At 73.5% G+C, this 13,325-nt stretch carries 13 protein-coding genes and 1 pseudogene; 3 read left to right on the top strand and 11 right to left on the bottom strand.

The window, feature by feature from the left end; all coding sequences use genetic code 11:
* Positions 1-15 precede the first annotated feature (15 nt).
* The 5 genes from ACQPZW_RS15585 to ACQPZW_RS15565 all read right to left on the bottom strand — a co-directional run bounded on the left by ACQPZW_RS15585 (position 16) and on the right by ACQPZW_RS15565 (position 6,394).
* Positions 16-1,218, bottom strand: coding sequence for a glycosyltransferase (locus ACQPZW_RS15585; protein ID WP_433795590.1), 1,203 nt, complete (start codon positions 1,216-1,218; stop codon positions 16-18).
* Positions 1,203-2,114: a glycosyltransferase gene (locus ACQPZW_RS15580; RefSeq protein ID WP_433795589.1), complete on the bottom strand. Its 912-nt coding sequence runs from the start codon at positions 2,112-2,114 to the stop codon at positions 1,203-1,205. Before ACQPZW_RS15580 ends, ACQPZW_RS15585 begins: the two co-directional genes overlap by 16 nt.
* Complete coding sequence (locus ACQPZW_RS15575; RefSeq protein WP_433795588.1) at positions 2,111-3,688, bottom strand: HAD-IIIA family hydrolase; 1,578 nt, start codon at positions 3,686-3,688, stop codon at positions 2,111-2,113. Before ACQPZW_RS15575 ends, ACQPZW_RS15580 begins: the two co-directional genes overlap by 4 nt.
* A complete protein-coding gene (locus tag ACQPZW_RS15570; RefSeq protein ID WP_433795587.1) occupies positions 3,685-4,662 on the bottom strand; it encodes a glycosyltransferase in 978 nt (325 codons plus the stop codon). Before ACQPZW_RS15570 ends, ACQPZW_RS15575 begins: the two co-directional genes overlap by 4 nt.
* 97 nt (positions 4,663-4,759) lie before the next feature.
* Positions 4,760-6,394, bottom strand: coding sequence for a carbamoyltransferase family protein (locus ACQPZW_RS15565; RefSeq protein WP_433795585.1), 1,635 nt, complete (start codon positions 6,392-6,394; stop codon positions 4,760-4,762).
* Positions 6,395-6,545: 151 nt separating this feature from the next.
* Here ACQPZW_RS15565 and ACQPZW_RS15560 point away from each other — a divergent pair, with 151 nt between their 5' ends.
* Positions 6,546-7,952 carry an aldehyde dehydrogenase family protein gene (locus ACQPZW_RS15560; RefSeq protein ID WP_433795584.1) on the top strand — a complete coding sequence of 469 codons (1,407 nt, stop codon included), beginning with the start codon at positions 6,546-6,548 and terminating at the stop codon, positions 7,950-7,952.
* Between the two features lie 105 nt (positions 7,953-8,057).
* Positions 8,058-8,495 carry a nitroreductase family deazaflavin-dependent oxidoreductase gene (locus tag ACQPZW_RS15555; RefSeq protein ID WP_433795583.1) on the top strand — a complete coding sequence of 146 codons (438 nt, stop codon included), beginning with the start codon at positions 8,058-8,060 and terminating at the stop codon, positions 8,493-8,495.
* Here ACQPZW_RS15555 and ACQPZW_RS15550 read toward each other — a convergent pair.
* The 6 genes and pseudogenes from ACQPZW_RS15550 to ACQPZW_RS15525 form a co-directional block, all read right to left on the bottom strand.
* Positions 8,485-9,438, bottom strand: coding sequence for a glycosyltransferase family 2 protein (locus ACQPZW_RS15550; protein WP_433795582.1), 954 nt, complete (start codon positions 9,436-9,438; stop codon positions 8,485-8,487). The genes ACQPZW_RS15555 and ACQPZW_RS15550 overlap by 11 nt on opposite strands.
* A complete protein-coding gene (locus ACQPZW_RS15545) occupies positions 9,435-10,235 on the bottom strand; it encodes a TIGR03557 family F420-dependent LLM class oxidoreductase (RefSeq protein ID WP_433797548.1) in 801 nt (266 codons plus the stop codon). Before ACQPZW_RS15545 ends, ACQPZW_RS15550 begins: the two co-directional genes overlap by 4 nt.
* Positions 10,121-10,387 (bottom strand): annotated as a pseudogene (locus tag ACQPZW_RS15540) (LLM class flavin-dependent oxidoreductase); the annotation flags it as partial. The pseudogene ACQPZW_RS15540 and the gene ACQPZW_RS15545, both read right to left, overlap by 115 nt.
* Positions 10,388-10,469: 82 nt before the next feature.
* Positions 10,470-11,087: a DUF3618 domain-containing protein gene (locus ACQPZW_RS15535; protein ID WP_433795581.1), complete on the bottom strand. Its 618-nt coding sequence runs from the start codon at positions 11,085-11,087 to the stop codon at positions 10,470-10,472.
* Positions 11,063-11,461, bottom strand: a complete 399-nt coding sequence (locus tag ACQPZW_RS15530; RefSeq protein ID WP_433795580.1) for a phage holin family protein — start codon at positions 11,459-11,461, stop codon at positions 11,063-11,065. The genes ACQPZW_RS15535 and ACQPZW_RS15530 overlap by 25 nt, the downstream gene beginning before the upstream one ends.
* 110 nt (positions 11,462-11,571) lie before the next feature.
* A complete protein-coding gene (locus tag ACQPZW_RS15525; protein WP_433795579.1) occupies positions 11,572-12,282 on the bottom strand; it encodes a hypothetical protein in 711 nt (236 codons plus the stop codon).
* Between the two features lie 243 nt (positions 12,283-12,525).
* Between ACQPZW_RS15525 and folP the strand changes: the two genes are divergently transcribed.
* The gene (folP, locus tag ACQPZW_RS15520) at positions 12,526-13,323 is read left to right on the top strand and encodes a dihydropteroate synthase (RefSeq protein WP_433797547.1); all 798 of its coding nucleotides are present in this window, start codon (positions 12,526-12,528) and stop codon (positions 13,321-13,323) included.
* The last annotated feature ends 2 nt before the right edge of the window (positions 13,324-13,325 follow it).

The following is a 13,325-nucleotide window of genomic DNA, read 5'->3' as shown; positions in this document are numbered from 1 at the left end:
CCGCGAAGAGAGCGATCATGCCGCGACCTCGAGATCGGCGACGGTGGCGTAGACGGCGGCGAGCCGTTCGGCGATGCGGGGCCACGAGTACGAGGCGGCGGCCCGGTCGGCGGCCGCGGCGGCGTAGCCGTACCGGCGCACGTCGTCGGTGAGGAGCCGCCGCAGGGCGGTGGCCAGGGCTCGCGGATCGCGGGGTGGGACGAGATCGCCGGTGACCCCGTCGACGACGGTGTCGATGAGGCCGCCGACCTCGGTGGCGACGACCGGCACCCCGCAGGCCATGGCTTCGAGCGGGGTGAGGCCGAACGGCTCGTACCAGGGTGTCGCCGCGAGCACGTCGGCCGACCGGTACCAGGCGGGCATCTCGTGGGCGGGAACGGCGCCCACGAGCGTGACCCGGTCGGCGACGCCGCAGTGCCGGGCGAGAGCCTGGAGGCGGCCGGCGTACGGGTCGTCGCGCAGCTCGGCCGCGGGTGGCCCGCCGACGACGACGAGCTCAGCGCCGTGGACCCCGCGCATGGCCCGGATGGTGTCCTCGATGCCTTTGCGCTCGACGAGCCGGGCCACGGTGAGGATCCGGGCGAGCCCGGGCCGGCGGGGAACGGCGGGGCCGCGGTCGCTGAACCGTTCGGTGTTGACGCCGGACGGGACGAGCGACATCCGGGAGCGGGGCACGCCGAGGCGCAGCAGTTCGCCGATCTCGTCGCGGCACTGGACGACGATCCGGTCGGCGTTGCGCCCGATGTGGCGTTCGAGCCCGATCCGCCGGGCCGGGCTGGTGTCGGACGTCCCCTGGTGACGGCGCTTGACCGAGCCGAGCGCGTGGAACGTCTGGACGACCGGTACGTGGCAGGCGTGCCCGGCGTCGAGGGCGGCCAGTCCGCTCATCCAGAAGTGGGCGTGCACGACGTCGGGCTTCCACTGCTCACGCCAGTCGGCGGCCGTCCACTCGGCGAACGCCCCCATGTACGGCAGCAGCTCGTCCTTGGGCAGCGCGGTCGCCGGCCCGGCGGGCACGTGCACCACGTCGACGCCGTCGGCCATCGGCGCCACCTCGGGCAGGCCGGCGCTGTCCCGCCGGGTGTAGACGCGCACCTGGTGGCCGTGCCCGGCGAGCGCGGCCGCGAGTTCGGCGACGTGCGCGTTCTGCCCGCCCGCGTCGACACCGCCGAGCGCCGCGAGCGGGCTGGCGTGCTCCGAGATCATCGCGATGCGCATGTCTCCTCCTCCAGCAGTCGGTCCCAGTCGGCGAGGAACCGGTCGAGTCCGTACCGGGCGAGCGCCACCTGCCGGGCGCGGGCGCCGAGCCGGGCGGCCTCGTCGGGTTCGTCGAGGAGCCAGTGGGCGGCCTCGACCAGGTCGTCGACGCGGGTGGACAGGACTCCCGCGTCGGGTGGAACGGCGGCGACCGCCTCGGTGGTGGCCAGGGCGATCACCGGCATGCCCATCTGCATGGCCTCGATCAGGCTCAACCCGAGCGACGTCCAGCGGCACAGGTGCAGATAGGCGCGGCGCTGGGCGACGGCCTCGTGCATCTCGCGCTGCGGCAGGTCCTCGTAGACCCCGCAGCCCTCGAGGCCGGCGACGCCCATTCCGAAGACGTCCACCGACGGGAAGCGGCCGAACAGATCGGTTCCGGTCACGCGGCCACGGCGTACCGGCTCGTTGGTGACCACCGCCAGCCGGTCCAGCGAGCCGGTCCAGCGGGCGGCGGGCTCGACGATGCCGTGCTCGATCACCGTCGTCCGGGTGCCGCCGCAGTCCCAGAACAGCTCGTTGAAGTGGGTGACGTGGGCGATCAGCAGGTCGTCGCGGTCGGCGAGCGGATGCCGGGTGGCGGGCACGTCGCCCTTCGGGGTGTTGTGCTCCACGTAGATCACCGGCACGTGCGGCGGGATCAGGTCGAGCTCCTCGGGCCGCTGGGCGATCGCCACGTCGATGTCGCGGATCTGGTCGAGCGGCAGTTCCTCGGCCGAGGCGGGCCAGTCGAAGGTACGGGCCCGGCCGCGGCCCCACTCGTCACGGGACGGGTTGACCGGCACCAGATAGCGGTGTTTGCCCTGGACGAACGAGGTCGTCCAGGAGCCGTGCACGTGCCAGAGCAGGATGTTCACGCGGCCACCTCGTCATGGTTCGGTTGCGGGGCGGTGACGCCTAGCCGGCGTACCGCGGTGAGGACGTCGTCGGGCGTGATGCCGGACAGGCAGGGGTGACCGGGGACCGGGCATCGGGTGGCCCGGGTGTCATGGCAGGCCGCGGCCGCGTCGCCGAGGCGCACGGCCGGAACGAGGTAGGGGCCCCAGCGTCCGTACGGGACGGTCGGGGCGTACAGGCTGATCACCGGCGTGCCGACGGCCGCGGCCAGGTGGGCCGGGCCGGTGTTGGCGACGATCAGGCAGCGCGCGCCGGCGATCAGCGCGCCGAGCTCGGCGAACGGCATCGGTCCGGCGTCCTGTGCCGCGTCCCCGGCGACGAAGGCGGCCAGGTGCCGCTCCCCCGGACCGCCGGTCACCACGACGCGGTGCCCGGCGTCGGCCAGCGCGGCCACGATCCGGCGCAGGCCCTCCGGCGGGCAGGCTCGTGCCTCGCAGCTGGCGCCGGGATGAACGACCAGGTAGTCGCCGGTGGTCCGGGGCGGCACGGTCACCCGCAACCGTCCGTCGTCGGCATCCGGAAGACCGAACCCGGCGGCTGCCGCGACGCTGCGCGCACGTTCCGCTTCCGGCAGCCCATCGGGTACGCGATGACGCACGTCCAGCAGCGAGCCGGGGTAGTCGTCGCTGATCGCGGTGATCCGCGCGATCCCGGCCAGGCGCAGCAGCAGCGCGAGCGGCAGCGCCGACTGGTGGAACGACGTGAAGATCACCGCCTCGTCCACACCGGCCCGGCCGAGGCGTTCGGTGAGCGCGCGCATGTCGGCGGCGTCGACCGGCCCGGGTTCGGGGTCGATCCACGGCAGCCGCCATTCGATGATCTCGTCGACGCCGGGCAGCAGCTCGGCCGCGGCGCGTCCACGCGGGCCGCAGAGCAGCACCACCCGGCCGGCGCCCGCGGCGAGCGCGCGGATCGCGGGCCCGGTGACCAGGACGTCGCCCGCCGAGTCGGAGCGCACCGCCAGGACCCCGCCGGGCCGTCCCGGCCGGGATGCGGGTTTCAGCAGCTCCTGGCGTTGCAGAATGAGATCCGTGGCAGCGGTGAGGTCGGCGGCGCGGTGCGGGGCGGCGGCGACCTCGGCGGGCAGCGTGACCTCGGTGGGCACCAGGATGCCGGTGGCGCCGGCGGCCAGGGCGGCGTCCATGTCCCGGCCGATGTCGCCGACGACGGCGCAGCGCCCGGGTGCGACCCCCAGAGCGGCCGCCGCGGCGAGCACCATCCCGGGCGCGGGTTTGCGGCAGCCGCAGCCGGCGGTGTCGTCGTGCGGGCAGACCTGCCACGTGTCGAACGGCCCGAGCAGCTCGTCGACGCGACGGTTCACGGCGTCCATCTGGCCGCCGGTGAACCGGCCGCGGGCCAGCCCCGACTGGTTGGTCACGACGCCGAGCCGCAGCCCGGCCGACCGCAGGCGGTCCAGGGCCGGTTTCGCCCCGGGCATCGGCCGCACCAGCGCGGGATCGCCGTTGTAGGGCACGTCCACCACGAGGGTGCCGTCCCGATCGAAGAGCACCGCGTCGAAGAGCGTCCCGGTCACGGGCGGGCCCCGGCTCTGTTCACGTCGCCGCCGGGAGCGTCCGGGAGTGTCACGGCGGCGGTCGGAGCGGTGATCCGGGTCGGGCCGGTGTGCGCCTGCCGCAGGGGCTGGGCGCCTCGCCAGCGCAACCAGCCGCGCAGCCAGTGGACGATCGCCACCGGCGGGATCGCGACGCTGGTCAGGACCATGGTGGTCACCTCGCGGCGGTCACGGGGGCCGGCAAGGATGCGGGCCGCGGCGAACTCGGCGGTTCCGGCTGTCCAGCCCGCGGCGGCCAGGGCGGCGGCGACGGTCCAGCGGCGACGGCCGGTCAGCAGGCGGGCGGCGGTGCAGGTGGCGGCCGCGGCCAGGCAGGCGGTCGTCAGGGCGTGCCGGTGACGGCGGCCCGGGGGGATGCCCAGGGTGGCACGCCACGACGGCCCGTAGATCCGGCGCAGCAATGCGTCATCGGCGTTGCCCCGTTGGGACCTCAGGCTGATCCAGCGGGCTTCCGGCCGTACCGGATGGGTGGTCGATCTCCGGCCTCGACGCAGCTGCCAGCCGGCGCGCCGGACACGGTGAGCCAGTTCGGCGTCCTCGCGGAAAGCCCGCGGCAGGCGCTCGTCGAAGCCGCCGGTGCGGGTGAGGGCGGCCCGGCGGTAGGCCATGTCCGCGGTGATCCACTCGCCGTCGGCGAGGCCCGCGGTGACCCGTTCCCAGTCGGTCGGGCGGCGGTCCTCGGGCAGCGGCACCCGGATCCGGCCCTGCACGCCGCCGATCTCGGGCCCGGCGTCGCGGAGGTCGCCGAGCAGCCGCAACGGCCAGCCGGGCTCGGGCAGGACGTCGTCGTCGAGGAACGCCACCCACTCGTGACGGGCGGCACGCCAGCCGGCGTTGCGGGCGGCGGCCGGTCCGGCACGGCGTCCGGCGACCACGCGGGCGGTGCTTTCGGCGGGAAGATCGAGGGGGGTACGGACCTCCGGCCGATCGTCCACGATGATCAGCTCCATCCCGGCCGGGAGGGGCCGAGCGCCCGCAGCAGGTCCGCGAGACTCGGCCGGCCGAGGGTGGGCACGACGACGCTGACGGTGTTCACCGCGCGCCGCCGTAGACCTGGCTGCGGTGGACGGCGAACGGGCCGATCGCGAGCAGGTCGACCGGCGCCGACCCGAAGAGCTCGAGGGCCTCGCGCGGGGTGTCGACCATCGGCCGCCCGGCCGTGTTGAGCGACGTGTTCACGACCACCGGCAGGCCGGTGAGCCGCTCGAACTCGGCGAGCATCGCGGCCACGAGGGGTGCGGTGTCGGTGTGGACGGTCTGCACGCGGGCGGTCCCGTCGACGTGGGTGACCGCCGGGATCCGGTCGCGCCACTCGGGCTTCACCCGGTGCACGAACAGCATGTACGGGCTGGGGTAGACGCCGTCGAAGATGTCGTGGAAGCGTTCGGCGCGGACCATCGGCGCGATCGGGCGGAACTGCTCGCGGCCCTTCACGTCGTTCATCCGGGTCTGGGTGTCGCGGTCGCCGGGGTGCGCGAGCAGCGACCGGTGCCCGAGCGCGCGCGGCCCGTATTCGCTGCGCCCCTGATACCAGGCGACGATCCCGTTGCGGGCCAGGACGGCGGCGGCCTCGGCGGCGATCGACGCGGGCCGGGTGTAGGGGACGGCGGCGCGGCGCAGCTCGGCTTCGAGGTCGTCGTCGCTCCAGCCGCGCCCGAGAGCCGCGGTCGTGAACGGGACGTGCTCGGCGCCGAGGGCGAGCGCCGCACCGAGAGCGGTGCCCGCGTCCCCGGCGGCTGGCTGCACCCACACCCGGTCGAACGGGCCCTCGGCGGCGATCCGGGCGTTGGCCACACAGTTCAGGGCGGTGCCGCCGGCCATGGTCAGCGTGCACAGTCCGCCGGACGCGTCGTACGTCCATCGGGCCAGGTCGAGCAGCACCTCCTCGAGCCGCGCCTGGACGCTGGACGCCAGGTCGGCGTGCGCCTCGGTCATCTCGCCGTCGGCGGCGCGGGCCCCGGTCAGGGCGTTCCAGTCGATCCGGTCGACGGTGAACCCACCCCGCCCGTCGGCGCGGACCAGCTCACGCAGCGGGCCGAGGAACCGGGGCGTGCCGTAGGAGGCGAGGGCCATCACCTTGTACTCGTCGCTGGAGTGCAGGAATCCCAGGTGCCGGGTGAGGTCCTCGTAGAGCAGGCCGAGCGAGTGCGGCAACTCCTGGCAGCGCAACGTCTCCAGCTTCCCGCCGCGGTACGCCCCGGCGAGGTGGCTGGCCGACTCGCCGCGCCCGTCGAGGACCAGCACCGCGCTGTCCTCCGGCACGCTGAGCCCGGCCGACGCCGCGTGCGCCACGTGGTGCGGCACGAACCGCACCTGGCCGGGGTCGAGACCGGGCAGCGCGGTGGCCAGGAACTGCGGGGCCCGGCGCGCGTAGTCGGCGCGCAGGTGGTCCCACGGGTCACCGAGGTCCAGGTCGGCCTGGTCGCGGCAGAGCGCCGGGTCGAAGGAGTAGGCGACCGCGTCCAGGTCGCCCGGGCGCAGCCCCGCCTCCTCCAGGCACCAGGCCGCGGCGAGCTCCGGAAGCTCCCAGGCGGAGAACGGAACCGGTCGCTTGCCGTGTTTGCGGCGGCTGAACCGCTCCTCCTCCGCGGCGGCCACCACACGACCGTCGACGATCACGGCTGCCGATGGATCATGGAAGATCGCGTTGATGCCGAGAACACGCATGGCGGGCCGGATACCCCAGGTTTTCTCGGTTACTCACATGATCATCGACTTCTAGCCTTTCTCGCGATGTTGGCACTGAGCTGCGGATTTCCCGAAGATATTTGCCGTACATCAAGGTTTTATGCGATGCAGTGCGGGAAGCCTGCCGCGCATGTATGAGGCCACTCAGCTCATCGACGGACGATGGTCCACCGGCACCTCCGGGCGCATTCTGACCGTTACCGACCCCCGCGACGACAGCCCGGTGACCCGGGTCCCGGTCGCTTCCGAGCGGGACGTGGCCGCCGCGGTCGAGGCCGCGCGCCGGGCCGCGCCCGGATGGGCCCGCACCGCCCCGGCCGCCCGCGCCGCCGCCCTGCACGCCGCCGCGAACACGATCGACGCGGCCGCCGGCGAACTGGCCGAGATCATGGCCGCCGAGATGGGCAAACCCGTCGACGGGGCACGCGATTCGATCGGCGCCGGCGTCGGGACACTCCGGCAGTACGCCGAGCTCGGCCCCACCCATCGCGGCCGTGCTCTGGCCGGCGACGACGAGGCGATCGACCTGATGGCGTACCGGCCGCGCGGTGTGGTCGCGGTGATCACCCCGTGGAACGATCCGGTCGCCGTCTCCTGCGGGCTGCTCGGCGCGGCCCTGGTCACCGGCAACACGGTCGTGTACAAGCCCAGCGAGCGCACCCCGGCGACCGGTCGTCGCCTCGCCGAGCTGATCGCCCCGCACCTGCCCGAAGGGGTGCTCAACGTGCTCCAGGGCGACGGCCCGGCCGGGGCCGCCCTGGCGTCCTCCGCGGTGGACGTCGTGGCGCACGTCGGCTCGACCGCCACCGGACGTGCGATCGCCGCGGCCTGCGCGCGGACCGGGGCGAAGGCGCTGCTCGAGAACGGCGGCAGCGACCCGCTGATCGTCGACGCCGATGTGGATCCGGTGTGGGCGGCGGGGCAGGCGGCGCTCGGCGCGTTCGCCAACTCGGGGCAGATCTGCGTCGCCGTCGAGCGGATCTACGTCCACGACTCGCTCGCCGGGGAGTTCACCGAGGCCCTGGCCGCGGAGGCGGAGACGTGGGGCAAGCAGATCGGGCCGCTGGTCGACCGGCGGCTGCGGGAGGCGGTGCACGGACAGGTGCGTGACGCCGTACGCGACGGGGCGACGCTGGTCTGCGGCGGGACCGTGCCGTCGGGCGCCGGCGCGTACTACCCGGCGACCGTGCTGTCGGGGTGCACCGACGACATGACGGTGATGCGGGAGGAGACGTTCGGGCCGGTCGCGCCGGTGGCCACGGTGCGGTCCTTCGAGGAGGCTCTGGGGCGGGCGGCCGATTCGGCGTACGGGCTGGCCGCGACCGTCCTCACCCGGTCGATGAGCAACGCGCAGCGCGCCTGGCGGGAGCTGCCGGCCGGCACGATCAAGGTCAACGCGGTGTTCGGCGGAGCACCGGGCGGCGCGGCGCACCCTCGGCGGGCGAGCGGCCAGGGATTCGGGTACGGCCCGGAGCTCCTCGACGAGCTCACCGTCACCACGGTCGTCCACCTGGAGGCGCCGCCCTCGGGCTGGTGACGATCAACCGCTCCATTAAGAGAGCACTGCTCTTGACAGTGAACACCGTCCCGCGGTTCACTGGTCACAGGAGAGAGCAGTGCTCTCTTGTCGTGAGGAGTGGACATGCGATACCTGGCCCCGAAGCGCAGCGCGAACGCCTTCAACAACTTCGCCAAGTGGCTGACCGCCCACGGCATCAGCCTGATGGGCAGCCGGGTCATCGCGATCCGCGGCCGCAAGTCCGGCGAGATCCGTACCACCGTGGTCAATCTGTTCCAGAAGGACGGTGAGCGGTACCTGCTCTCCCCGCGCGGGCACACCCAGTGGGTCCGCAACCTGCGGGCCGCCGGCGAGGGCGAGCTGCGCCTGGGCCGCCGCACCGAGACGTTCACACCGGTCGAGGTGGCCGACGCCGACAAGACCGAGTTGATCCGCCTCTACCTGCGCAAATGGGCGTGGGAGACGGGCGCCTTCTTCGACGGCCTCGAGGCCGACTCGCCCGAGGCGGACATCACCGCGGCCGCCCCCGGCTTCCCCGTCTTCCGCATCGTCACCCGCTGACCCGCAGGCCCGCCTCGGTGGACGGGGGCAGGAGACGACGATGGCGCAGCGCCCAGGGCAGGGCGCGGGTCACATCCCACAGCGCGGATGGCGACTCCCGCAGGGTGGTGACCGCCGTGCGGGCCACCACCGACGGCGGACGGCGCAGCAGGGCCGTGAGCAGGCGATTGCGTGACTCGATGCGGTGGCGGGCGCCGGTGTCGCGGCCGGCCGGGAGCGGGAAATGGCGTACCACCAGGTCCGGGGTGTAACACAGCCACCAGCCGGCGGCGGTCATGTCCATGGCCAGGAGCGCCTCCTCGCCGTACACGAAGAGGCGCGGCTCGAAACCGCCCGCCGCCAGGAACGCCTCCCGCCGGACCACGACGGCGCACGAGAGGAACCCGGTGACCTGCGGGCCGGGAGCGCCCGGTGGCGAGCCGAGCGGCGCGGCGGCCTGCGCCGCGGAGATCGGGTCCGGGCGGGCGTCCTCGCCGATCAGCACCCGTGCGGTGAGCAGCCCCAGACGCGGGTGGGCGTCGAAGAGGGCCGCGGCCCGGGCCAGCGAGCCCTCGGCCCACCACGAGTCGTCGTCGGCGAACGCCACATACGGGGTGGCGGCGCGGCGTACCCCCTCGTTGCGGGCGGCCGCGCCCCGGTTCTCGCCGAGCCGGATCACGTCGACCGCGGGGAACGCCTCGGCGATCGTCTCCGGACTGCCGTCGGTGGAGGCGTTGTCGACGAGGATCACCGGCGCGCGGTGCTCGGGGATCGTCTCGATCAGCCGTTCCCGCCGGTCGCGGGTGGCGACCACCACGGTGACCCGGTCGGTCTCCGCGGCGCCGACCGGCGCCGGAACGGCGGTCACCGGCGCCGGAACGCCAGTCACGGGCGCCGGAGCGGCGGCGACGGGCGCCGGGGTGGCGGCGGGCGCCGGGGTGGCGGCGGGCGCCGAGGCGGTCATCGGGTCAGCCGTCCGCGCAGTTCCTTGGCGAAGAAGTCGAGGAAGCCGTCCGGGTCGGGGCCGGTGTTCATCAGGACGACGTGGTCGTAGCCGGCCCCGGTGTACTCGCGGACCTTGGCGACATACGGCTCGGGGTCGGGTCCGGCGGTCAGGAAGCCGCGGACGTCGTCCTCGGTGACGGTGGCGGAGGCGGCCTCGAAGTTGACCGGGTTGGGCAACTCGGCCATCACCTTCCAGCCGGTCACCGCCCAGCGGGTGGTCCGGTGCGCCTCGGTGATCGCCTCGGCCTCGGTGGGCGCCCAGGCCACCGGCATCTCCGCGTACTTCGGCCCCGCGCCGCCCTCCCGGGTGAAGGTCTCGACCAGGTCGGCGCGCGGTTCGGTGGCGAACAGGCCGGTGCCGTGGGTCGCGGCCAGCGTCGCCGCGGCCTTGCCGCCCGCGGCGACGGCGATCGTCGGGAGGGTCTCCGGCAGGTCGAAGACACGGGCGTCGTCGAGCTGCAGATACTTTCCCTCGTACGACCGGTAGCCGCCCTGCCAGAGCAGGTTGATGATGTCGAGCGCCTCGCGCAGCCGCTCGTGCCGCTCGCGGACGCTGCCGAACCCCTGTCCGACGACGTGCTCGTTGAGCCGCTCCCCGAGCCGACGCCGAGGGTGAACCGGCCGTCCGACAGGATCGCGAGCGTCGCCGCGGCCTGGGCGATGATGGCCGGGTGGTAGCGGACCGACGGGCAGGTGACGCCGGTGGCCAGGCCGAGCCGGGTGGTCTGCACGGCGATGGCGCTGAGCACGTTCCACGCGAACGGCGAGTGCCCCTGCACGTCGAGCCACGGGTGGTAGTGGTCGCTGATCTCGACGAAGTCGAAGCCGGCCTCCTCGGCACGGATCGCCTGCCGGACGAGCTCCTTCGGGTCGAACGCCTCTGCGGCGAGCTTGTATCCGAGTCTCATGGTGCTGCCCGATTCCCTCGCAGGAACGGGACAAACGTGGCAGTTCGAGCTGCCACGTCTGTCCCGTCACATGGTTGAACGGTCAGGGGGTCGCCGCCTGCCGTACGTCCTGGGCGTCCGACCGCGCCGTCTCCTTGGTCGTCTGCGCCGCGTCGCGGGCGGTTTCGCGCACCTGGCCGGCGGCCTCCTGCACGGTGCCGCCGAGCTCGTCCTTCAGGTCGTTCGCGACGTCCTTGACCTTGTCGGTGAGGTCACCGCTGTGGTCCTTGAGCTGCTGCCCGGCCCGCCGTTCGGCGTCGGTGACCGGCACCAGCGAGGCGGTGAGCAGGCCGACGCCGAAGGCGATGATGCCCGCGGCGAGCGGGTTGCCCTGCGTCTGCCGGACGACGGCCTGCGGGGCCTGACGCACCGCGTCGGCGGCCGCCGACGCCTTCTCGCCGGCAGTGTCCGACAGGTCGGACGCCTTCTCGCTGACCCGGTGCGCCTGCTCGGACGCCTTGTCGCTGATCCGGTTCGCCTGCTCGTGGGCGGCGTACCGGGTGTCCTCGGTGGTTCCCATGACTTTCTCCTTCACCGCGCTCCAGCGCCGGCGGGCGACCTGGCGCGGACTCGTCTTCTCGGCCAGCAGGTCGACGTCGCGGGTCAGCGACGCCCGGGTCCTCTCGATGTCCTGCTTCAGCCGGTCGGGTTCTTCAGCCATTGGGCGTCCTCCTTCAGCGTTTCGGCGGTCCGGCGCGGCACCGGGTCGACGGTCTTCATCTTCTTGCGGCCGTTCACGAACAGCACCGCGCCGATGGCTCCCCAGACGATCGCGACGATCAGCGCCGCCCACCCGGGGTCCATCACGTTGGAGAGGCCGAACACGACGGCGAAGCTGAGCAGAACCACGGCCAGGTAACCGGCGAACCCGGCGCCGCCGAGCATCCCGGCGGCCTTGCCGGCCTTGGTGGCCTCCTGCCGGATCTCGGCCTTGGCCAGCTCGACCTCCTGCCGGAACAGCTGGGAGAGGTCGTCGCTGATGTTGCCGATGATCTCGCCGATCGAGGTCTGCTCGACACGGTCGGGGGTGGTCATGACCGGTACTCCGGGTCACCGGGGGCGACGACGGCCGGCGTGCCGGTGCCGGTGCCGCTGTACTGGGTGGTGGCCGGCGTGACATAACCGGAGGCGGTGGAGGCGGGCACCTAGGCGAGGGCCTCGTCGGTCTCGGACGCGTAACCGGTCGACGCGGCCGGGTAGCCGGTGGAGCCCGCGGAAGTGGCCGGGTAGCCGGTGGACTCGGTGTAGGTGTCGGTGCTGGGCTTGGCGGCGCCGGCGTCCGGGTCGGCCTTGGCGACGCTCTTGCCGAGGCGCCCGACCACGAAGCCGGCGGCCAGCGCGGTGGCCAGGAACGCGCCGGGACGGCGGCGGGCGAAGTCCTCGACCTCGCGGAGCACGCCTTCGGGCCCGTTGCGGTCGAGGTAGTCGGCGAACTGACGGCCGCCCTCGGCGACCCGCTCGACGACGGCGGCGGCGGGCGAGTCGGACCGGTCGGCGCGCATCTCGTCGAGGTGGTCGGCGGTCTGCCGGATGCTGCCGACGAGGCGGCCATGCTGGGATCGGGCCTGCTCGCCGAGCTTGCCACGGACCTCTGCGGCCACGTTGCGGGCCTGGGTGCGGGCCTCGGCGCCGACCCGCTGCGCCTGCTCCTTGGCGGTGCCGGCCACATCGCTCGCGGCGTCCCCGGCTGCGGCGCGGGTGTCCTGAGCCACCTGCTTCACCTTGGACTGGTCGTCACCCCGCGACGAGGTCGCCGAGGGCGTCCCGGTCTGCGGCGTGAGGTCGTAGGGCTGCGGCGGCACGTCGGCCGGGTACGCCGGCTCCGGCGCGCGGCCGGCCGGTGATACGTCACTCATGGTGGTTCCTCCCGAACCGAGGGGATGCGTACGGTCTCTGAGCTACCCGCATCTCGGCCATCGAGTCGTCACCGGTTGTGATGAATGGCGCAAAAACGCAACCCTTAAAACCGTTGATCTTGGGTACGGCGTACCGCCTCGCAGCTCCGCGGGTGTTTGTTAGGGTCGCCAACCGTGAGTGGACTTCTCGGCCCGCGGGTCATCGGCGGCCGGACCTACGACTTCTCCCGCCAGGCCGTCGTGATGGCGATCGTGAACCGCACGCCCGACTCGTTCCACGACAGGGGCCGCACGTTCGCTCTGGAGAAGGCGACCGAGGCGGTGACGAAGGCCGCCGCCGAGGGGGCCGACTGGATCGACATCGGCGGGGTGCCGTTCGCGCCGGGCCCGGAGGTGCCGGCGGCCGAGGAGCTGAAACGGGTGCTGCCGGTCGTCGAGGCGGCCCGTGGCCTCGCGGTCGTCTCGGTCGACACGTTCCGCCCCGAGGTGGCCGCCGAGGTGATCAGGGCGGGTGCCGGGGTCGTCAACGACACGTCCGGGCTGCGTGATCCGGCGATGGCCGACGCGGTCGCCGGGACGGACGCGCAGCTGGTGATCTGTCACAGCCTGGCCGCGCCGCGCACCGAGTACCCGAGCCCGCGGTACGGCGACCTGACCGCCGAGGTCGGCGCCTTCCTGCGGGACAAGGTGGAGCTGGCGCTGTCGCGCGGGGTGCGACCGGACCAGATCATCATCGACCCGGGTCACGACCTGAACAAGAACACCCACCACTCGCTGGAGCTGTGCCGGCGGCTCGACGAGATCGCGGCGATCGGCTATCCGATGCTGGCGGCACTGAGCAACAAGGACTTCATCGGCGAGACCCTGGACCGCCCGCAGCAGGAGCGGCTGGCCGGCACCCTCGCCACGGTGGTCTTCTGCCTCACCCGCGGCGCCCGGATCATGCGGGTCCACGACGTGCGGGCGGCCTCCGACGCGATCCGGATGACCGAGGCGATGCTGGGCTGGCGCGAGCCCGCCTACACCCGGCACAACATCTGAGC

This window comes from Actinoplanes sp. CA-252034 (genome assembly GCF_050956125.1).
Classification (GTDB): Bacteria; Actinomycetota; Actinomycetes; order Mycobacteriales; family Micromonosporaceae; genus Actinoplanes.
The sequence above is the reverse complement of the archived record's forward strand: the minus strand, read 5'-3'. Positions and strand labels throughout refer to the sequence as shown.

Bases quoted from the DNA above. Each gene is read 5' to 3' on its own strand.
- ACQPZW_RS15585 (WP_433795590.1), bottom strand. From the start codon at position 1,218: ATGCGCATCGCGATGATCTCGGAGCACGCCAGCCCGCTCGCGGCGCTC.
- ACQPZW_RS15565 (WP_433795585.1), bottom strand. From the start codon at position 6,394: ATGCGTGTTCTCGGCATCAACGCGATCTTCCATGATCCATCGGCAGCC.
- ACQPZW_RS15560 (WP_433795584.1), top strand. From the start codon at position 6,546: ATGTATGAGGCCACTCAGCTCATCGACGGACGATGGTCCACCGGCACC.
- ACQPZW_RS15555 (WP_433795583.1), top strand. From the start codon at position 8,058: ATGCGATACCTGGCCCCGAAGCGCAGCGCGAACGCCTTCAACAACTTC.
- ACQPZW_RS15550 (WP_433795582.1), bottom strand. From the start codon at position 9,438: ATGACCGCCTCGGCGCCCGCCGCCACCCCGGCGCCCGCCGCCACCCCG.
- ACQPZW_RS15535 (WP_433795581.1), bottom strand. From the start codon at position 11,087: ATGGCTGAAGAACCCGACCGGCTGAAGCAGGACATCGAGAGGACCCGG.
- ACQPZW_RS15530 (WP_433795580.1), bottom strand. From the start codon at position 11,461: ATGACCACCCCCGACCGTGTCGAGCAGACCTCGATCGGCGAGATCATC.
- ACQPZW_RS15525 (WP_433795579.1), bottom strand. From the start codon at position 12,282: ATGAGTGACGTATCACCGGCCGGCCGCGCGCCGGAGCCGGCGTACCCG.
- folP (WP_433797547.1), top strand. From the start codon at position 12,526: ATGGCGATCGTGAACCGCACGCCCGACTCGTTCCACGACAGGGGCCGC.